Source organism: Hominisplanchenecus sp., assembly GCF_046967715.1.
Lineage (GTDB): Bacteria > Bacillota > Clostridia > Lachnospirales > Lachnospiraceae > Hominisplanchenecus > Hominisplanchenecus faecis.
Map to the genome: position 1 here is coordinate 1 of NZ_JBKVNQ010000020.1, position 19,462 is coordinate 19,462.

The 19,462-nt window shown below is 45.1% G+C and carries 18 protein-coding genes and 1 riboswitch; of the genes, 2 read left to right on the forward strand and 16 right to left on the reverse strand.

Features of this window, described 5'->3' with window-relative positions; all coding sequences use genetic code 11:
- The 13 genes from ACLTL4_RS04355 to ACLTL4_RS04415 form a co-directional block, all read right to left on the reverse strand.
- Positions 1-401 (reverse strand): AAA family ATPase (locus tag ACLTL4_RS04355; RefSeq protein ID WP_412320274.1); only part of this gene is annotated, 401 nt, incomplete at its 3' end.
- A gap of 92 nt (positions 402-493) precedes the next feature.
- The gene (gene ruvA, locus ACLTL4_RS04360) at positions 494-1,096 is read right to left on the reverse strand and encodes a Holliday junction branch migration protein RuvA (protein ID WP_173865785.1); all 603 of its coding nucleotides are present in this window, start codon (positions 1,094-1,096) and stop codon (positions 494-496) included.
- Between the two features lie 38 nt (positions 1,097-1,134).
- Entirely contained in the window at positions 1,135-1,848 is a 714-nt protein-coding gene (locus ACLTL4_RS04365) for a histidine phosphatase family protein (protein ID WP_226911789.1), read from the reverse strand.
- The gene (locus ACLTL4_RS04370; protein ID WP_412320275.1) at positions 1,845-2,225 is read right to left on the reverse strand and encodes a bifunctional adenosylcobinamide kinase/adenosylcobinamide-phosphate guanylyltransferase; all 381 of its coding nucleotides are present in this window, start codon (positions 2,223-2,225) and stop codon (positions 1,845-1,847) included. The genes ACLTL4_RS04365 and ACLTL4_RS04370 overlap by 4 nt, the downstream gene beginning before the upstream one ends.
- An 84-nt stretch (positions 2,226-2,309) precedes the next feature.
- Positions 2,310-3,077: an adenosylcobinamide-GDP ribazoletransferase gene (locus ACLTL4_RS04375; protein WP_412320276.1), complete on the reverse strand. Its 768-nt coding sequence runs from the start codon at positions 3,075-3,077 to the stop codon at positions 2,310-2,312.
- A gap of 54 nt (positions 3,078-3,131) precedes the next feature.
- Positions 3,132-3,644 carry a bifunctional adenosylcobinamide kinase/adenosylcobinamide-phosphate guanylyltransferase gene (locus ACLTL4_RS04380; protein WP_022119214.1) on the reverse strand — a complete coding sequence of 171 codons (513 nt, stop codon included), beginning with the start codon at positions 3,642-3,644 and terminating at the stop codon, positions 3,132-3,134.
- A 12-nt stretch (positions 3,645-3,656) separates the two neighbouring features.
- Entirely contained in the window at positions 3,657-4,706 is a 1,050-nt protein-coding gene (cobT, locus tag ACLTL4_RS04385) for a nicotinate-nucleotide--dimethylbenzimidazole phosphoribosyltransferase (RefSeq protein WP_412320277.1), read from the reverse strand.
- Between the two features lie 291 nt (positions 4,707-4,997).
- The gene (locus ACLTL4_RS04390; protein WP_412320278.1) at positions 4,998-6,425 is read right to left on the reverse strand and encodes an N-acetylmuramoyl-L-alanine amidase family protein; all 1,428 of its coding nucleotides are present in this window, start codon (positions 6,423-6,425) and stop codon (positions 4,998-5,000) included.
- Positions 6,426-6,607: 182 nt separating this feature from the next.
- Positions 6,608-8,053: a hypothetical protein gene (locus tag ACLTL4_RS04395; protein WP_412320279.1), complete on the reverse strand. Its 1,446-nt coding sequence runs from the start codon at positions 8,051-8,053 to the stop codon at positions 6,608-6,610.
- Positions 8,054-8,459: 406 nt separating this feature from the next.
- Positions 8,460-9,929, reverse strand: coding sequence for a stage IV sporulation protein A (gene spoIVA, locus ACLTL4_RS04400; protein WP_022119221.1), 1,470 nt, complete (start codon positions 9,927-9,929; stop codon positions 8,460-8,462).
- A gap of 51 nt (positions 9,930-9,980) precedes the next feature.
- Positions 9,981-11,669, reverse strand: a complete 1,689-nt coding sequence (locus tag ACLTL4_RS04405; protein ID WP_412320280.1) for a [FeFe] hydrogenase, group A — start codon at positions 11,667-11,669, stop codon at positions 9,981-9,983.
- 11 nt (positions 11,670-11,680) lie between these two features.
- The gene (locus ACLTL4_RS04410; protein ID WP_412320281.1) at positions 11,681-13,561 is read right to left on the reverse strand and encodes an NADH-ubiquinone oxidoreductase-F iron-sulfur binding region domain-containing protein; all 1,881 of its coding nucleotides are present in this window, start codon (positions 13,559-13,561) and stop codon (positions 11,681-11,683) included.
- Positions 13,561-14,037, reverse strand: coding sequence for a complex I 24 kDa subunit family protein (locus tag ACLTL4_RS04415; protein WP_022119224.1), 477 nt, complete (start codon positions 14,035-14,037; stop codon positions 13,561-13,563). Before ACLTL4_RS04415 ends, ACLTL4_RS04410 begins: the two co-directional genes overlap by 1 nt.
- A 300-nt stretch (positions 14,038-14,337) precedes the next feature.
- Here ACLTL4_RS04415 and ACLTL4_RS04420 point away from each other — a divergent pair, with 300 nt between their 5' ends.
- Positions 14,338-15,843, forward strand: coding sequence for a 4Fe-4S dicluster domain-containing protein (locus tag ACLTL4_RS04420; protein WP_147631701.1), 1,506 nt, complete (start codon positions 14,338-14,340; stop codon positions 15,841-15,843).
- 368 nt (positions 15,844-16,211) lie between these two features.
- A riboswitch (cobalamin riboswitch) is annotated at positions 16,212-16,400 on the reverse strand.
- A gap of 415 nt (positions 16,401-16,815) precedes the next feature.
- The gene (locus ACLTL4_RS04425) at positions 16,816-17,418 is read left to right on the forward strand and encodes a GTP pyrophosphokinase family protein (RefSeq protein WP_022119423.1); all 603 of its coding nucleotides are present in this window, start codon (positions 16,816-16,818) and stop codon (positions 17,416-17,418) included.
- Between the two features lie 195 nt (positions 17,419-17,613).
- Here ACLTL4_RS04425 and ACLTL4_RS04430 read toward each other — a convergent pair whose 3' ends face one another.
- From ACLTL4_RS04430 to ACLTL4_RS04440, 3 genes are all read right to left on the reverse strand, one after another.
- On the reverse strand, positions 17,614-17,946 hold the full coding sequence (locus tag ACLTL4_RS04430; protein WP_173865809.1) for a cupin domain-containing protein: 333 nt from the start codon (positions 17,944-17,946) through the stop codon (positions 17,614-17,616).
- Between the two features lie 114 nt (positions 17,947-18,060).
- The gene (locus tag ACLTL4_RS04435) at positions 18,061-18,594 is read right to left on the reverse strand and encodes a nitroreductase family protein (RefSeq protein ID WP_022119425.1); all 534 of its coding nucleotides are present in this window, start codon (positions 18,592-18,594) and stop codon (positions 18,061-18,063) included.
- A 5-nt stretch (positions 18,595-18,599) separates the two neighbouring features.
- Positions 18,600-19,457, reverse strand: a complete 858-nt coding sequence (locus tag ACLTL4_RS04440; protein WP_022119426.1) for a bifunctional 5,10-methylenetetrahydrofolate dehydrogenase/5,10-methenyltetrahydrofolate cyclohydrolase — start codon at positions 19,455-19,457, stop codon at positions 18,600-18,602.
- Positions 19,458-19,462: the final 5 nt, after the last annotated feature.

The window sequence follows — 19,462 nt, forward strand, 5'->3', positions numbered from 1 at the left end:
TCGATCGCATAGTCTTCCATGGCCGGATAGAGTACCTCCTCCACCTGACGGTTCAGACGGTGGATCTCATCTACGAAAAGCACATCGCCCTCCTGCAGATTATTAAGGATTGCCGCCATCTCCCCCGGTTTTTCGATCGCCGGTCCCGAGGTGATCTTGATATTTACCCCCATCTCATTGGCAATGATACCGGCAAGCGTCGTCTTTCCAAGTCCCGGAGGTCCATAGAAAAGGACATGATCCAGCGTATCGCCTCTCTGCTTCGCCGCTTCGATATAAACTTTTAAATTTTCTTTTGCTTTTTCCTGTCCAATATACTGTTCTAATGTCTGCGGTCGCAGATTTTTTTCAGAAGATACATCTTCCTCCAGAATATCCGTTGTGATAATTCGCTTTGCCATTTTTTTCCTCTTTTTATTTATTCTAAGATCTTAAAGTCAGAAGATGCCCTGCGATTTCAGACTTTTAACCCCGGCATCATTCCAGTTTCAGATCAGATCATTCTTTTCAGTGCTGCTTTCAGTATTGCCTCGGTGTCCATATCATCTCCCGGCTCCACCTTCTGCACGGCACGCAGAGCATCCGCCGGACTGTAGCCGAGAGCTGTCAGGGCTTCCACTGCTTCTCCTCTTGCATCCGGAAGCGTCTCTTCTGCTTCCTGTTCATGCAGAAGCTTCTTCTCAAATGCATCCTCCAGATCCAGCTTGTCTTTCAGTTCCAGGATCATTTTTTTCGCCGTCTTCACACCGATCCCCGGTGCTTTGGCGATGGTTTTTGCATCTTCCGACAAAACGGCAAATCTCAAATCATCTGCTGAAAATGCAGTCAGGATCCCAAGTGCCGCCTTCGGTCCGATCCCGCTGACACCAAGCAGCAGTGAAAAAACTTCCAGATCATCCTTGTGCTGAAATCCATAGAGCTGCATCGCATCCTCTTTTACGTGAAAATAAGTGTGAAGCTTCACCTGACTGCCCATTTTCGTCAGCTGCTCCGACTCTCTTCCCGATATATAAATACGATATCCGATTCCATGGACATCCAAAATCACACTTCCCGGAAGTGTCTCCACAAGTTCCCCTTTGATATACGCGATCATATTTTCCCCTCTGTTGTTCTGTTTTATATTCCAAACCGTTACGTGATTTTTTCCAGAACGGTTAGTCTCTGTCTTTTTTTCCATGTCTCATCTGATATATACAGATGATATCCCATCGCATTTCCAACCTGCCAGTCATAAAATGCCTTTTTTTCTTCCGCCAGTGCTTCCAGAATACTCATAATTGTTCCGCCATGGACGACGATCGCCGCAGAATATTTCTTTTGCTCCAAAAGTTCCGCCACAATCGTTTTAAAAGCTTCCACACAGCGTTTCCGGAAATGGCTCTGCTCTTCGCCCGCCGGAAACGGCAGTGTCCCGTTGCTGTCAAGCCATCTTTGATAATCCGCATCACCGGATAATTCCTGAAAATTTTTGTTTTCATATCTGCCGAAATCGCATTCCCGCAGATCTGAAACCACAGAAATAGACTGCTTTGGAAACAGGATCTTCGCACTTTCCCTGCACCGCAGCATCGGACTTACAAAAAGTGCCTCCACTGCCGGATACTTTTTCGCATCTGCCATCTGCATAAGACTTTGCTTTCCTTCTTCGCAGAGCGGTTCGTCCGTTGTCCCGATATATCGCCCTTCCAGATTTCCTTTTGTTTTTCCGTGTCGTATCAGATAAACATCCATATTATATCGTTCCCTTTTTCTGTTTGCTGTCCACTGCTCACAGTGATGCACACCATGCATCGCAATGCCCGGTTCTTCTGTGCACCTCTGCCATCCGCCAGGATGCTGCATCATTTGATTTTTGTTCCGATACCGCAGACTACACGATACACTGCATCTGCCTCAGAAGCAATCTCCGTGCAGACACGCCCGGTTGTCTCCCGGTAGTTCCGGTCAAACACATCCATCGGAACCACGCCGCATCCGAGTTCGTTGCTGATCAGGACAAGATCCGGATTCTTCATCCGCAGCTGTTCTGCCAGATCCTGCACACTCATTTCCTGCTCCAACATTCTTCGGATGTACTCATGGAAATGAAACAGCACTTTTGCATGGTAAATATCCGAAAAAGCACAGCTTGTGCCGTCCGTAAAATGTTCTCTTTTCTCGTTCAGAAGTTTCTCTGCAAACGCCTTTTTCCCCTGAAACGTTCCTCCTACGATCAATATCATATATGATATCTCCATTTCTCATATAATTTTTAACTTTCGACATCCTTATCGCAAGATGCACAGCCGACCTTGCATGGCATCATCTTAACGTAAAACAATACGAAGTCCGATCACGCAGACTGCCATAAACAGTTCGCAGTTCTGAAGGAAGAATCCTGCCAGATCGCCGGTGATCCCGCCAAATTTTTCATAAGATAAATGGCGGTACCAGAAAAATACCAGCAATGCCCCGATCAGCTCTGCCGTTCCGTACAGTGGATCCAGATACAGCAAAAGTCCGGCACATACGATCAGATAACAGATCATCACGATCCGCACTCTGCTCTTTAATGCCATGTCTGAAAACGTCGCTGCAAGCCCTGTATTTTTCGCCATACGGAAAGATACCAGTGAAAGTCCGCTCAATGCCCTGGAAATGACAAAACCGATTGCCAGAAGTCCTATTGTATGGGCATCTGCCTCGGAATAAATCCCGAAATCCAGAACAAACCAGCAGATCCCTATGATAATCGCAAATGCTCCGGCATGCGAATCTTTCAAGATCTCAAGCTTTTCTTCTTTTGTTTTATAAGAACTGAGTGCATCTGCTGTATCCAGAAGACCATCCAGATGGATCCCTCCGGTGATCAGAACCGGGATCAGGATCAGAACTGCTGTAAAAAGCAGACTTCCAGAGAGCTTCGCTCCGGCAAGCATATTCCACAGAAGTGTTGCCGCTCCGATCACAGCCCCGACTGCCGGAAAAAAGCAGATACAGTACTGCATACTTTCTTTTGTCCATTCCACCTGCGGCATCGGGATCTTCGAATACATCGAAAAAGCAACGCACAGACTTCTTCCTATATTTTTCATGCCATTCTCTTCTTTCCTGCTGCCAGAAACAGCATCTGTGATATCAAAATTTTTTTACTTTATCCGAAGCGGGATACCGTAGACTACTTCATAGCAGACATCGGAAATTTCCGCCAGATATGCATTGATCCTTCCGAGCAGCCTCTGATAATTTTCCGTCTCTTTATCATAGACCATACCATCTGAAAAAATCTCATTCGTGACAACGCAGACATCTGCCGCCTGCTCTTTCAGATGTAAAATCCCATCACAGATTGCCTCATAAGCGTGTTCTTTTGCCCCTTCCGGCGAAAAAACTTCATTTGCCGCCAGATTGGACATACATTCCAGGAGCACCGCCGTGTCCTTTGGAATCCTGACATGGACAAGATCCGTCGGACATTCCAGGGTATCAAAATGCTTCTCTTTTCGCATTTTTCTGTGGCGTTTCACACGCTGTCTGCTCTCTTCATCAAAACAGACCATCGTCGCAATATAGAGCCTGTTTTTCTCCGGAAATTTCAGGATTTGTTCTTCCGCAAAGGCAGATTTCCCGCTGCCGCTGCCGCCGGTCACCGTAACAAACATAGGATTCCCTCCTCAGACTAAATGCTCATACTGTCCAATGCTTACTTCCTCAAACGTACTCATACTGTTATAAACCGTGCAGGCAAGATCAAGAATCGGAAACAGTGCCAGTGCCCCGGTGCCTTCCCCAAGGTGCATTTCACAGTCCAGCATGGCATCTAATCCCAGTTTCGATAGAATCATCTGTGCCGCCGGTTCTTTTGACAGATGAGAAGCAATCATATAATTTACGCAGTCCGGGCAGATCACATACGCCGCCAATGCTGCCGCCTCAGAAATGATTCCATCGATCACAACCGGAATCCCCTCTGCCGCACCGCCGAGGAACAGACCTGCCATCCCGGCAAGGTCAAATCCTCCGACTTTTGCAAGCACATCGATGCCGTCCGCCGGATCCGGCTGATTTACCTGGATTGCCTGATGGATCGCAGATATCTTCTTTGTCAGCCCGGAAGTGGAAAGCCCTGCACCTCTTCCTGTTACCGTCTCAACCGGAATCCCCAGAAAAACAGCTGCCAGAGCACTGCTGGTGGTGGTATTTCCAATCCCCATCTCTCCGGTTGCAAGGATCTGATAACCTTTTTCCTTTAATTCCCGAACAATGCGGATGCCAGTCTCGATCGCCTGCACTGCTTCCTGCCTGGTCATCGCCGGACCTTTTGCCATATTTTTCGTGCCATACGCCACTTTTTCATTTCGAAGAGAAGTGTCTCTTGCGATCCCGATATCGACCGGGAAGATATCCGCTCCGGTCGATCGGCACATAATGCTGGAAGTTGCCTTGCCAGACAGCATATTTTCTGAAACAATCGCTGTCACTTCCTGCCCGGACTGCGTGACTCCCTCTTCTACCACACCATTATCTGCACACATCACAACCAGTGCCTTTTTATCCAGATGGATCCTTTCATTTCCGGTCATCCCGGCGATCCGCACCAGAGCATCCTCCAGTTTGCCAAGACTGTGCAGCGGCTTTGCGATCGAATCCCAGTGCTGCCTGCACCGCTCCATCGCTTCCTGTGATGGTTTCTTGATTTTCTCTAATGTCTCTTCCAGAATCATGATCGTCCTCTATTCTTCTATTTCCTGTAAATTATTTTGCTTTGTATAAATCCTTAAACTATATGCCAACAGATTGTTTTGTACTTTGTACTCTCACGATTATTTTGATCCCAAAGGATACTTGCGAATCGCTCCATTACAAAGTAACGCCCGCAATCTGTGCTCTACTTCGTTTGGCACTAAATGAGTGTCACCGATATCCAATTCATTATAACAGGAAAAAAACGGCTTCGCAACAAAAAACAGCAGTCAGTTCGAAAATATGTTCTCTTCGTCTGACCGCTGTCTTTTTTACAATAAAGATAATGCAAGGGAAAGTTCTTCGTTGTAACGCGTGGTATACGCCGGATATGTTTTTTTGCGGTATGCATACAGTTTCTGTAAAAATTGCTCGTCCGTCGTACTGTTTTTGATTCCGGCCGCTTTGACTGCTCCTGCTGCCGTCCACTGACCGTGCTGGATGGAATAGCTAAATACTGCTCCTTTTACAATATCCGGTCTTGCATCCATATTGATATTAAATTTGCTCTGCAGATATCCTGCCGTCACATCATAATATTCACGCTTTGCATAAGCATCCTGATAAGAAGCAAAGCCTTTCGGCGATTTGTTGTAGATCGTTCTCCATGCCGCATAGAATTTCGTATTTCCCTTCAGCAGTGATTTCTGACTGTCAGTGTATGCCGCATATTTTTTAAATTCTGCAAAAAATGTCGGATTGCTCTCATAACAATATTTCACAAATGGAAGCAGTGAATAGCGATAGTCAAACTGATATTTGCCACAGGCATTGCCATTGTCTCCACCAACCTGTGCATAGGCTGCCGTTCCTGACTCAAACGTCGTAAAAAACAACATCTTGTCTGTGATATTATCATCCCTGTCCTGAATGTTTGCTGTACACCTTCCATTCAGGTCAATGTTATAGACAACGCCGTCAATCGTAACTGCCTTGTTTTTCTGCATGACACCTTTGGCATTGAAATAATATGTAACACGGTCAACAGAAAGCAGACCAACTGCTGCAGCAGAACCATTGTCCGGATCCAGATAATATTTCTTTCCTTTCGAATCAAGCCAGCCGCTCTGCAAACCTCCGTCTTTTGCAAAATAATAACGTTTTCCGTCAATCACCTGCCATCCGGTCACACGGTAATATTTTTCACCGGTATAGTAGGTTTTACCGATCCAGTGAAACCAGCCCTGAAGACAGATTCCTGTATTTTTCTGAAAAAAGTAATACTGCTTGTTGATATATCTCCAGCCTGTCAGCATATAACCTTTCTTTTTTCTGAAATAATAGCGATATCCCTCGATCCTTCTCCAGCCGGTCGCTCTCGCACCATTTTTCTTCGGATCCAGATAATACTTCCGTTTTCCGAGCTGGATCCAGCCAAGCTGCTTTTCACCTTCCGGGGTATAATAATAATATTTTTTATTAATTTTATACCAGCCGCCTTTAAAATTCTCAATCCATTTTCCGTCTTCACCCACAAAATATTCGCCAATCCACTGGTTTTTCACAAGGGAACCGTCCGGACCGGCATAGTAATCGCCAACCCACTTGTTCCTCACCAGTTTGCTGCCTCTGTAAGCATACCAGACACCATCAACATCCTTCCAGACTGCCTTTCTTGCAGCCTCCGCCCTCTGCGGCATACAAAGCATCGCAAACATCACTGCGAATACTGCCAGTATGATTCTTCTTTTTCTCTTCATTATTTATCCTTTCCCCCACACTTGTCAAAACTGATCTGTAACTAAATATCAAACTATTTGTTACAAATTTGTTACATTTCATCGCCATTATAGACGAAATTCCTGTATTTGTCAAATGTATTCCCGAGAAAATACAACCTGTACCTGTGGGGAAAATAAAATAGAAATGCTTTCACCACTTTCTAAAACAGCACCTTTTCACTCAGCTGCCAATTTTCCAAAAAACTTTCTATCTCTTCCGAACTGCTAAATATTTGTTCCGTCGATAAATTTTCACAAAAATCAAAAAACGAAAAAAGCAATCCCGTTTCTTCCAGTACAAGATGAAGCTGCATCTGTTTTTCCGGAACAATAAATTTCAGAATACCATATTCTCTGCTGACGCACAGGTAGATTTCTGCATCAAAATTTCCCACCGTCTTCTTTAAAATACGGATATTTATTCCATTGTCCGAAAAAATCAAATCTTTTATTAACTGGATACGGTCATCCATTTCAAGTGGATCATACAATTCCGGCGGCCATTCACTGATTATTCCGGTTTTCAGGAAACGCTTTATCCCTTCCAGTGACGTAACATACTGAATATCTGAGCGTTTGATTTCTTCCCCATAAGTGTAAAGCGTCTGGATTAGCTTTTCCCTTCCCGGAAGCTCTTTTTTCAGATATTTTTCATAAATTTGCTCTGTCAGCACCGGAGTCAGGCATGGTGTCATCTGAAAGCTCTGTACCTGATCTTTATTTTTCAAAATTTTACCGGTAACTTCAAACTGTTCATCAAGATCTGTAAGACGCCGAATCATCGGTTTCGACTCTTCGAGACATTCTTCAAAAATCTCCTCGCAAATCCTCAATATTTCCGGTTTTGCCGTTATATATCCTTTTTGCATATCAGCTGTTAAAACACAGGCATACTTCGATGACAAAACCATATACGGAAAAAGACCAAATTTTTTCTCCTGCACCGGAATCTTACTGTAATAATACCAGGTATTATAATCATAATTATAATTGTAGAGTGGCAGCACACACCGCAGGCAATCCAGATTATAATTCTTTTTCCTATATACGTTTTCCGGATTGCTGCTCAGACATACAATATGGTCAATACGAGTATTGCAGGCATAGTTTCCATGCACGGACAGGATACTGCTCAGGGAATTACTTTCCGGCTGGATCATAAGCCGCAAATGTCCGTCTTTGTTCCGACTTTCTTCTCCAATCAGCCGAAACAAAGCAGCATCTATTTCATATCCTCCCCGAAGAGGAATACTCTCATTGTTAAGTATGCCAAATTTTGCCGGTTCTCCCTCCGTCAGGGCAGTTATATTAACATTACTACTGAGAATTGGCTCAGTAAAAAATTTCTGGACTTCCTTGCGTCTGTAATAATTATCGGATCCCTGTGCAGATATTTCATACGCTTCCCAGAGTTTTTCTTCCTCTGATGGAAGCAAGTGCATATATTTTACTGCCTTCTCCACAATCTCTCTTCCCGGAAGATTTCTCTGACCTTTGAGAATTTTGTACATATTCGCCCGGTCATAACCACAATACCTGGCAAAGGGCTGTATTTTTACACCTTTTTCTTTTACGAATGCCGACAGCAGATTTGCAAATTCATTCATGTTATCATCCTTATCGTTTGTTTTAATCTTGAAACTATAGTATAACTTTTTCTTATGCAAACTGCAACACCTGAAAAGAAAAAAAGCAAGAGCGAATGATTTTCCATCCGCTCTTGTTACAACTCACACTACACCCTATTTCTGGTCTTTCATAAAAACTCCTTTGTTTTTATAAATCTTATTTCTTTTTTATTTTATAAGTTTTCTTTTCCTTCATCAAGATGTGTCAGACGCTGTGGTCTGATTTTCTTTGATTTTCGAACACTTTCTGATTTTGTGCAGAAAAAAATGCAGCCTATGTTGTACATAAGCTGCATTTTACAGTTGAATATGATGTCGGGGTCAAAAGCCCCCGACTTTGATGCCTACGGATTGTTTCGTGCTATGCACTCCCACAATCCTGGCATCATATGATAATACAGATCATCCTTCCGCTCGATTCATTGACAATCTTTTTCATGGTATCCTGCAATTTGCCCTGGCTTTCTTCGCCGATCATGGCAAGTTTGGTGCGGATGCCGTCTTCTACCAGCTGGCTGACGGATTTTCCGAAAATATTGGTATCCCAGATGCCATTTTCTCCTTTTGCGTTTTCTTCGATATAAGCAATCAGGTCTTTTGCCTGCTGTTCGCTGCCGACGATCGGTGCGATCTCGGTTTCGATATCTGCCCGGATCAGATGAACAGACGGACTGCTGGCTTTTATTTTGACACCGTAGCGATTTCCCTGTTTTGTGAGGGCGGGTGCTTCGAGACGGATTTCTTCTCTCTGCGGTGTGATCACGCCGTAGCCTGTGCCATGTACTGCATTTAATGCCTCCTGCACACTCTCATATTCTCTGCGTTTCTCAGATAATTCCCGGATCATGGAGATCAGTTGATATTCTCCGTCGATCTGCACGCCTGCCATCTCGCTGAGCATCTGATAATAATATTTTTCCGGCACCTCGAGACGCACCTGTACGCTGCCGTCAGAGAGGGAAATCTGTTCCAGTTTGCTTTTATCGATGTATTCGCAGGATGGTGCCAGTGACTCTGCCGTCACATCCCGCAGACTGCCGACGTTTGCAAAAATTTCACGAATCGACTCCAGGATTGCCTTTTTTACCGGATGTTCCACATCCAGTGTCTCAATCCATCGCGGCACAAAAAATTCAATACGGGTCAGCGGAAATGCATAGAGAAGCTCCGTCAGGATCCTGCGGATGTCTTCTTCTTTCATCTGCTCACAGTTGACCGGGATCACAGCAGTTTCATACGTTTTTGACAATTCTTCTGCCAGTGCTTTCGTCTCCTGCGAATACGGTTTCTGAGAATTTAAAACGATCACAAACGGCTTGCCTGTTTTTTTCAGCTCCAGAACCGTCTTTTCCTCGGCACTTTTATAAGCTTCCCTCGGGAAATCTCCAATCGTTCCGTCGGTTGTCACCAGAATCCCGACAGTTGAGTGGTCACGGATTACCTTTCCGGTGCCGATCTCCGCTGCCTGCGGAAACGGGATTGCCTCTTTTAACCACGGCGTTTTTACCATCCGCACCTGATTGTTTTCATCGAGTCCAAAAGCTCCGTCGATCACAAATCCCACGCAGTCGATCAGGCGGATTTTTGCCGTAATCCCTTCATCCAGTTCTACTTCTGCTGCTTTCGCCGGAACGAATTTCGGTTCTACGGTCGTGATCGTCTTTCCGCCGCCACTCACCGGGAGTTCATCTTTTGATACCTGACTGTTTTCTTTTTTCATATGCGGCAGAACAAGCTGCTCCATAAAGCGACGGACAAACGTGGATTTTCCTGTTCGCACCGGGCCGACCACGCCTATGTAGATCTCGCCCTTCGTCCGTGCCTGTATATCCTGATACAGATGAAACGTATCCATAATTTAACCCCCTCACTATACTGATACAGCATATGTGAGGGGGTCTCGCTTTTAGAACGGATTATGTAACAGCTCGTGTGCTTTTCCTTTGAAATCTTCTCCGTTGTAGAAAACATCCATCAGCGGATTTTCGGTACATTTCTTGATCGCCATATTTCCGTCTGCACGGTACAGGCCTTTTGCTCTTGCTTCTTTATGTCTCGGACCTGCCGGGATTGGCTGACCGCCACCCATGATACAGCCGCGTCTGCACGCCATGATCTCAATCAGATGATATTGTTTCTCACCGCTTTGTACCTGTTCCATGACTTTTCTGGCATTGGCAAGTCCGCTGGCTACGCAGATATTCAGTTCTTTGCCTTCATAAGTGATGGAAAATTCTTTGATGCCTTCTTCGCCTCGCATACCGGCTTCTGCGATGGAATCCATCACGGCATTTCCATGTCCCGGAACGAGTCTGCGGATCACGGCCTCAGTTACACCTCCGGTCACACCGAAGATCACACCGGCACCGGATGCAATACCAAACGGCATATCGCAGGATTCTACTTCGATCTTATCGAGTGCAATACCGGCAGTACGGATCATCCTGGTAAGCTCCGTTGTGGTGATGACAATATCCGTATCCTTCTCACCTTTGGTATAACTGTTTGGACGTTCTGCCTCCATCTTCTTTGCCGTACACGGCATAATGGATACAACAACAGTCTTTTTGCCTTCTGCATGCTCCGGATTGCGGTAATATTCTTTAATGACCGCGGAGAACATCTGCTGCGGAGAACGGCAGGTGGAAATGTTTTCTTTATAATCCGGGAACTGATCCTGCACAAATTTGACCCAAGCCGGACAGCAGGAGGTGAGCAGCGGCAGGTTTTCCCCTTTTTCCAGGCGTTTCAGGAATTCTGCAGATTCTTCCATGATCGTCAGATCCGTTGAATAACTGGTGTCAAAGACTTCATCAAATCCCATGCGGTGCAGAGCTGCCACAATCTTGCCCATCGCATTTTCACCTTTCGGAAGTCCAAATGCATCACCGGCTGCCACACGCACTGCCGGGGCGATCTGAGCCACGACTCTGGTATCTTTGTCTGCCAGTGCCTTCCATACTTCTCCAATGTTAGTACGGATTGTGATCGCACCGGTCGGGCAGAATACACGGCACTGTCCGCAGTTTACACAGTCTGTCTCTGCGATCTGCCGGTCAAATGCCGGCATGACCATCGCATCGGTTCCGCGGTAAGCAAAATCGATCGCACCGATCCCCTGGATCTCGTCACAGACACGCACGCAGTTTCCGCAAAGGATGCATTTATTCGGATCACGCACGATCGCAGGAGAAGAAAAGTCAAGCGGTCTTTCTTCTCTTGTATTCTGGAAACGTACTTTTTTCACGCCGAGGCGGTGTGCCAGTTCCTGAAGTACACACTCGCCGCTCTTGATACAGGTCGTACAGTCTCTGCAATGTGCAGCCAGCAAAAGCTCTACGATCAGCTTGCGGTATTTTCTTACTTTTTCTGAGTTTGTATAGATCACCATGCCATCTCTCGGCTCTTCGGAACAGGACGCAAATGTCCTTCCTCTGTCGTCTTCTACCGTACAGAGTCTGCACGCACCAAAAGTAGAAAGTTCTGAATGGTAACACAGTGTCGGTACGTCAATGCCTGCTTTTCTTATGACCGTCAGAATATTTTTTTCATCGGTAAATTCTACTTTTCTACCGTCAATTATCATAAATCCCATAATCTGCCCTCCTACTCTTCTATGTAAATGGCATTAAATGCACAGTTTTCTTTACATGCACCACACTTGATACAGATATTCGGGTCAATATGGAACGGATGTTTTACTTTTCCGCTGATCGCACCAACCGGACAGTTCTTCGCACACTTGCTGCAGCCCTTACAGAACTCCGGATTGATCACATATTTACGCATAGCCTGACAGACTTTTGCGGCACATTTATGCTCGTTGATATGTTCCAGATATTCGTTTCGGAATAATTTAAGAGTACTGATGACCGGAAGCGGTGCACTCTTTCCGAGTCCGCAAAGTGCCATGCTGCGGATCATTGCCGCAAGCTCCTCCAGACGGTCGAGATCTTCCTCTTCGCCTCTGCCTTCTACGATCTTTTCCAGGATCTCCAGCATACGTTTCGTACCTTCCCGGCACGGAACACATTTTCCGCAGGATTCTCTCTGCGTAAAACTCATAAAAAACCGGGCAACTTCTACCATACAGGTGTGCTGATCCATGACAACCATTCCGCCAGATCCTACGATTGCATCAAATTTCTTTACGGAGTCAAAATCAAGCGGTTCATCCAGATGCTTCTCCGTCAGACAGCCGCCCGACGGTCCGCCGATCTGTACGGCTTTAAACTGAGATCCTTCCTTAAGTCCGCCGCCGATATCATAAATAATTTCCCGCAGTGTACTTCCCATCGGCACTTCAATCAGACCGGTATTTTCAATCGCACCGGTCAGGGAGAATGTTTTGGTTCCAGGGCTTCCGGCCGTTCCGATCGAACGATACCAGTCGGCTCCCTGCAGAATGATCTTCGGTACGTTGGCAAACGTTTCTACGTTGTTGAGGACGGTCGGTTTCTCCCACAGTCCTTTTTCTACCGTTCTTGGCGGTTTGACACGCGGCATACCTCGTTTTCCTTCGATGGATGCCGTCAGTGCACTTCCCTCTCCACATACAAATGCACCTGCTCCGCGGTTGATATGCATATGGAAACAGAAATCCGTTCCTAAAATGTTGTCACCTAACAGATTCCGGTTTTCCATCTCTGCGATCGCATGGCGAAGTCTGGAAACGGACATCGGATATTCTGCACGCACATAGATATAACCATTGGCAGCCCCGACTGCATATCCGGCGATCATCATGCCTTCCAGCAGTTTGTACGGATCACCTTCCATAACGGAACCATCCATAAAAGCACCCGGATCACCTTCATCACCATTACATACGACATAACGTACTTTTTCTTTCTGGTGTGCCACCTGTTTCCATTTGCGTCCGGTCGGAAAACCGCCGCCGCCTCTTCCCCGCAGCCCGGATTTATCGATCTCTTCGATCACTTCTTCACTTGTCATCTCAAACATCGCTTTTTCCAGGGCAGAGAAACCGCCGGATGCCATGTACTCGTCAATGGATTCTGCATCAAAACGTCCGCAGTTCTCCAGAACGATCCTGGTCTGTTTTGCGATAAACGGAATCTCTTTCGGATGACGGTAAACTTTTTTCTCTTTACGGTATAATAAACGCTCCACTACATCATCACCGAGCACAGCACGTTCAAACAATTCCTGGCAGTCGTCCAGTTGAACTTTTACATACTGAACGGTCTCATCGTTTTTCGTGATACGCACAAGTGGGCCAAGTTCACAGAAGCCCTGACATCCGGTCTTTTTCAGCCCAATGTGTGTGTCTTCATCGTGCGGTGCAAAGATTACGCTCACGCCCGGTGTTATATTTGCAAGTTTTAAAAAGCGATTGTATATTTTTTCAGAACCGGTTGCGATACAGCCGGTGCCGGAACAGACCAGAATACGACAGGCTGCCGTCTCCATATCTGCTTTTGCCTTCTGGCGACATTCTTTTAACTCGTCTCTGTTATGGATCATCAGCACTCACCTCGCAATTCTGTAATCAATCCCACTACTTTCTCCGGTGTCATATTCGGGTGGACTTCATCGTTCACCGTACAGGTCGGTGCCAGTCCGCACGCACCGAGACAGGATACGGTCTCTACCGTAAAAAGCATATCATCCGTTGTATGCTTCTTATCGGAAAGTCCCAGTTCTTTCATAAATGCATCGAGGATTGCCGCTGATTTTCTTACATGACAGGCTGTTCCGTCGCAGACCTTGATCACATATTTTCCCTTCTGTTCAAAAGAGAAATTCTCGTAAAAAGTCGCAACACTGTAAGCCTTTGCCTCTTTTACTCCAATCTCTTTTGCAATGTACGTCAGCAATTCTCCCGGCAGATAACGATATACCCCCTGAATATCCTGCATCACAGGAATCAGGGATGATGGTTTCTTACCATAAAAAGCAATGATTTCGTCCGCTTTCTGGTAATATGACTGATCCAGCATAAATCATACCTCCTACTCTTTTGTATTTATTGACAAATTTTGTGTGTTAATTATATCTTATTTATTTATTATATACAATGCCTTTTCCATTAATTAAAAATTTAACAAACAAAATTCTTTTCCATAGTTATGTCAGATAACTGCGATATTTGTGTTAAATTTTTCACATACAATATGGATGTTCCGTTTTTTGAGCATGGACTTGCCTTGATAATATTTTATCAATATGTTATAGTGCTTTGAGAAGGAAGTATGCATGCCACCATAAATCCGTAATTGACATAAAGGAGTTTCCAAGACATGAGAGGTATTGAAACACAAGTAAGAAAAATCCGCCGTCAGATTTTTGCTGAGGTTTCCAGAATCGGCTTTGAATCCGATGACGAATCACTGATCCACGATATTGAAGCAATTCCCTATAAAATCGTAACGGAAGATGGTCCGCAGTACCGTGACAGTATTTACCGTGCCCGTGCGATTGCCACGGAACGCGTCCGCCTTGCCATGGGAATGTGTCTGCGTCCGACAAACAAACCTGTCCACCTGACTGATGGCATCGAGGCCAGCAATATTTCCGAAAAATATTATGAGCCGCCTCTGATGCAGGTTGTCCCTTCCGCCTGTGCTTCCTGCGAGGATAATAAATATGAAGTAAGCGATATGTGCAAAGGCTGCCTTGCCCATCCGTGTGCGGAAGTCTGCCCGAAACATGCCATTTCCATGGTAAACGGACATTCTTATATTGATCAGGAAAAATGTGTGCACTGCGGAAAATGTAAGTCGGTCTGCCCGTATGATGCCATTTCCAAAAAGGAACGTCCATGTTCCCGTGCCTGCGGCGTAAAAGCAATCGGAAGTGATGAATTCGGCCGAGCAAAGATTGACAACGAAAAATGTGTATCCTGCGGTATGTGTATGGTCAGCTGTCCTTTTGGAGCGATCAGTGACAAGTCTCAGATTTATCAGCTTGCACGTTCCTTAAAAGAAGGCAATGAAATCATCGCAGAAATTGCTCCTGCGTTTGTTGGTCAGTTTGGCAGCATGGAGCCAAAAGATGTCCACGCAGCCCTGGAAACTCTGGGATTTTCCGAAGTTTATGAGGTAGCTCTCGGTGCCGATATTGGAGCCGTCTCAGAAGCCAGACATTATGCCGAAAAAGTAGCAACCGGAGAACTTCCGTTTCTTCTGACTTCCTGCTGCCCTTCCTGGTCCATGCTTGCGAAAAAATATTTTCCGACTATGATCGACAATATTTCTCAGGAGCTGACACCGATGGTTGCGACTGCGAGAAGTATCAAACAGGAACATCCGGATGCCAAAGTTGTATTTATCGGTCCGTGTGCTGCGAAAAAACTGGAAGCCAGCCGTCGTTCGGTGCGAAGTGATGTCGATTTTGTTATCACTTTTGAGGAACTGGTCGGTATGTTCGATGCAAAGGGAATTGATATGGGTGAGAAAGAAAATGCCCATTCCATGCACGATGCCACTGCTGCCGGACGTGGTTATGCCGTAGCAGGCGGTGTTGCCGGTGCAATCGAGGAATGTCTGAAGGCTTATTACCCGGATGTCACACCAAAAATTATCCATGCTGAAGGACTTGCAGAATGTAAAAAGACACTGGCTCTTGCCAAAGCCGGAAAAATAAACGGATGTCTGATTGAAGGAATGGGATGTCCTGGCGGCTGTATTGCCGGTGCCGGAACCAACCTTCCTCTGAACAAAGCTGCTGCAAAAGTGAAATGGTTTAAATCCGTTTCCAGCAAACAGCTCCCTCCAAAAGAACTGGCAGAAATTGAATTAAAGTAAATTCAAGTCGAACAAATGTGAGAATTGGCACACGATTCTGGTCAGCTTTGCTGACATTTACCTGACAGAATCGCTGTGCATCCCCGCGGAGCGTTTATCTTAGTCGGAGTTTAATCTCCGACTGAGATAATAAGAACCGGTTTCCTATTGCGGAGTTAGGAAACCGGTTCTTTTATCTTATGGCAGGTGCGGATTCCTGCCACAGAAGGAGGTATGCTGTGAATTACCCCCAATATGTTCAGGATTGCTCGAGATGGATTCAATCGCTATTTTTTCATAAAATAATAAACATCTGCTTACCCTTAGCAGACATCATACGAAACCAGAACGTCTCTGACTTCGGATTGGATGTTTTAGCTCTACACGGAAGCTCATCTCATGTATCAAGCAGGTTTCCTGACTCGCCTATCTTCACGCTGTCTTACCTTCTCACAAAAATGGGTATGCAATGGTTTTTCAAGACAGTGCTCCTTGCTTACAGTGGCCGGACCGTTCAGGTTTTGCACCTGATTCCCTTTCACCCGATTCTCATCGGCACTTGCTACAGCAATATGTAATTCACGTTATTATTATAGCCTCTTTGTTATCTTTTTGTCAAGACTCATTTTTGTTTATTATTTTTCTCATTGCTTTATACTTTTGTCACAGGAAGTCCATAATTTTCTGTTATATTGTATTTATATGATGCCAGGGTCAAAAGCCTGAAACCACGATGTGCTTACACAGGAGTGGTTTTATGGCTTAATGACCCACCCAATATGAGCATAAAAGTGGAGCGTCAGCTTCACGATATGCGAATGTTGGATAGAATTGTGGGAGTACGAAGTACGTAACAATTCGTATGGCATCTTTTGACCTTAACATCTTTATATTTTGGGATTTTATCAAATTCTGCCATGAAATGATTTTAACATCGCAACTGTGAAGTAAAGAAACAGTTACGAAATTTTTGATATTTTAAAGGAGTTTTCCATGACTGACACTGAGTATTATGATCTGATCCGTCCATACGATGATGCAATGAAACTGCTTCTGACCAGGCTGGAGATCTTAAACCACAATATTTACAAGGCTTCTGCTGAAAATCCGATACATACGATGCAGTACCGCATCAAGAGCAAGCAGAGCATCGAAGAAAAACTGATCCGCAAGGGGGAAGAACCGACTCTTGAAAATGCAAAGGATCTTCTGCAGGACATCGCCGGCATCCGCATTGTCTGTTATTTCGTCGGTGATATTAAAAATCTGATCGATATGCTGAAAAAACAGTCTGATCTGATCTTTATCCGGGAACGTGACTATATCACCAATCCCAAACCGAATGGCTATCGAAGTCATCATATCATTCTCGGTGTAAATGTTTTCTGTCTGGATGCCAGTGAATATTATCCGGTCGAGATCCAGCTCCGCACGATTTCCATGGATTTCTGGGCTGCCATGGAGCATCGTATTTCTTATAAAAAAGAATACGACAACCGAGAGCAGCGTGTTGCGGAACTGTTAAGCTATGCAGATACACTCGTCGATATGGAAAAAGAATTTGAGAAATATAACGAAAATGCCACACTTTCCTGAATTTATCAGCAGATCGGAATTTTTCCATTCAAGAATGTTTCTGATGTACGTCGTATGCTGCATTTCCTCCGTTTCTATAACAAAAAACAGACAGCGAAATCGAACCCGAAATCACTGTCTGTTTTTTAATTTTTACATTTCAGCGAAGCGGACAAGAATCGCATAATAAATCTTATCTACATTCGCCTTTGTTTTTTAATCAAGAATGATCAGTGCCATAAATACCAGATCGGTATCTCCGGTATTGGTCAGTGCATGACCGTGGTTATCCGGTGTGTAAGTCACATCTCCTGCCTTAACCGGGCGTACGGTTCCATTATCATCATAATCACCCTGACCTGCTAAGATGAAATAAGTTTCGCTCTCATTGTGATGTTCATGATAGCCAAGAGAACATCCCGGTTCAATCGTTACTTTTGCATATAATCCGCATTTTCCGTTGAGTTCTTTTTCACCGAGGATACGGTCAATGATTACGTGTCCTTTTCCACCACACATTTTTTCAACTACTTCTCTCTTTGTTGTCATCATTACGCCAACTCCTTTTAAAAATGATAAAATTGATTTTATAATAGCGATTCAGACATACACTTATAACCGAACCATTATCTTCTGCTGGCATCTGACCAACAACCCGATCGGTTAAAAGAATTTTGCAATCTCTTCTACTGATTTTCTTGTCGGTCTGTCCGGATCTGCATCGCTGTATCCCACACTGATCACACTGACAATGGACTCTTCTTTTGGGATGTCAAATGCTTCACGCAATTTATCTGCATCACGTAGTCCCATAACCAGCGTAGATAAGCCCTGATTTGCCGCCTCCAGCAGAAGATTCATATCGTGCAGACCGCAGTCGTAATAGCCCCAGCCGTTTCCAAGCTCGTTATCTGCAGTGCCGTCTTTCTGAAAACCGGCACGGTTTAAAATAACGGCAGATATCAGGAAAACCGGAGCGTTCTGCGTTTTTTTGCGATTGCCTTCACCCAGGGCATCCAGTACTGCCTGTCTTTTTTCTTCGGAAACCGCCACATAATAACGGATCTCCTGAGCATTTTTCCAGGTCGGTGCAAGGATTGCTGCCTCGATCATAGCTTTTACTTTTTCTTCTTCTACCGGAGTCGTCAGATACTGACGGATACTTTTTCGTTTCTGCATGACTTCCCGAAGTTCCATTTGTCTTACCTCCTTGCAGCTGCTTTCTCTGCTGCATCCACTACATGTCCGATCAGAACAGATGTGGTAACACTTCCGACACCGCCCGGTACCGGTGTGATCGCATCTACGATCGGCTCTACTTTATCGTAAGCTACGTCACCGCAGAGTTTGCCTTCTGCATTGACATTGATGCCGACATCGATGATCACCTGTCCGGCTCTTACATAGCTGTCATCTACCACGCCTGCACGACCTGCTGCAACGATCACGATATCTGCCTCTTTTACAACTGACGGCATATCAACGGTTCTGGTATGGCATACGGTAACGGTTGCATTTTTTTTGATCAGCATCATAGCTGCCGGCTTCCCTACTACCAGAGAACGGCCTACTACAACTGCTTTTTTACCTGTGCAGTCGATTCCGTAATGATCCAGGATCTCCATGCAGGCCTGCGGTGTACAAGGAGGATATCCCAGATCTTTGCCTGTAAACACACCAGCCATGGAACCGTTGGTCATACAGTCAACGTCTTTTGCCGGATCTAATGCCTGTTCGATCTCGTCCTGATTTAAATGTTTTGGAAGCGGACGGAATAACAGAACACCATGAATACTGTCATCTTTGTTTACTTCATCGATCACTGCCAGAACCTGCTCCTGTGTCGCATCTGCCGGCAGCAGATATTTTTTATATTCCACACCCAGTTTTTCGCAGCGTTTTGTTGCTCCTCTTTCATAAGAAAGGTCGCTTTCATTTTCGCCTACACGTACAATTCCAAGTGTCGGTGTAACACCGTTTGCTTTTAATGCTTCTGCTTTTGCGATAATACGCTCGTTTAAAGCTGCAACAACTTCTTTTCCTAATAACTGTTTTGCCATAATGC

What these genes read in the sequence shown, in the direction of transcription:
- ruvA (WP_173865785.1), bottom strand. Translation starts at nt 1,096, where the DNA reads ATGATCGCGTATATCAAAGGGGAACTTGTGGAGACACTTCCGGGAAGT.
- ACLTL4_RS04365 (WP_226911789.1), bottom strand. Translation starts at nt 1,848, where the DNA reads ATGATGCAGCATCCTGGCGGATGGCAGAGGTGCACAGAAGAACCGGGC.
- ACLTL4_RS04370 (WP_412320275.1), bottom strand. Translation starts at nt 2,225, where the DNA reads ATGATATTGATCGTAGGAGGAACGTTTCAGGGGAAAAAGGCGTTTGCA.
- ACLTL4_RS04375 (WP_412320276.1), bottom strand. Translation starts at nt 3,077, where the DNA reads ATGAAAAATATAGGAAGAAGTCTGTGCGTTGCTTTTTCGATGTATTCG.
- ACLTL4_RS04380 (WP_022119214.1), bottom strand. Translation starts at nt 3,644, where the DNA reads ATGTTTGTTACGGTGACCGGCGGCAGCGGCAGCGGGAAATCTGCCTTT.
- cobT (WP_412320277.1), bottom strand. Translation starts at nt 4,706, where the DNA reads ATGATTCTGGAAGAGACATTAGAGAAAATCAAGAAACCATCACAGGAA.
- ACLTL4_RS04390 (WP_412320278.1), bottom strand. Translation starts at nt 6,425, where the DNA reads ATGAAGAGAAAAAGAAGAATCATACTGGCAGTATTCGCAGTGATGTTT.
- ACLTL4_RS04395 (WP_412320279.1), bottom strand. Translation starts at nt 8,053, where the DNA reads ATGAATGAATTTGCAAATCTGCTGTCGGCATTCGTAAAAGAAAAAGGT.
- spoIVA (WP_022119221.1), bottom strand. Translation starts at nt 9,929, where the DNA reads ATGGATACGTTTCATCTGTATCAGGATATACAGGCACGGACGAAGGGC.
- ACLTL4_RS04405 (WP_412320280.1), bottom strand. Translation starts at nt 11,669, where the DNA reads ATGGGATTTATGATAATTGACGGTAGAAAAGTAGAATTTACCGATGAA.
- ACLTL4_RS04410 (WP_412320281.1), bottom strand. Translation starts at nt 13,561, where the DNA reads ATGATCCATAACAGAGACGAGTTAAAAGAATGTCGCCAGAAGGCAAAA.
- ACLTL4_RS04415 (WP_022119224.1), bottom strand. Translation starts at nt 14,037, where the DNA reads ATGCTGGATCAGTCATATTACCAGAAAGCGGACGAAATCATTGCTTTT.
- ACLTL4_RS04420 (WP_147631701.1), top strand. Translation starts at nt 14,338, where the DNA reads ATGAGAGGTATTGAAACACAAGTAAGAAAAATCCGCCGTCAGATTTTT.
- ACLTL4_RS04425 (WP_022119423.1), top strand. Translation starts at nt 16,816, where the DNA reads ATGACTGACACTGAGTATTATGATCTGATCCGTCCATACGATGATGCA.
- ACLTL4_RS04430 (WP_173865809.1), bottom strand. Translation starts at nt 17,946, where the DNA reads ATGACAACAAAGAGAGAAGTAGTTGAAAAAATGTGTGGTGGAAAAGGA.
- ACLTL4_RS04435 (WP_022119425.1), bottom strand. Translation starts at nt 18,594, where the DNA reads ATGGAACTTCGGGAAGTCATGCAGAAACGAAAAAGTATCCGTCAGTAT.
- ACLTL4_RS04440 (WP_022119426.1), bottom strand. Translation starts at nt 19,457, where the DNA reads ATGGCAAAACAGTTATTAGGAAAAGAAGTTGTTGCAGCTTTAAACGAG.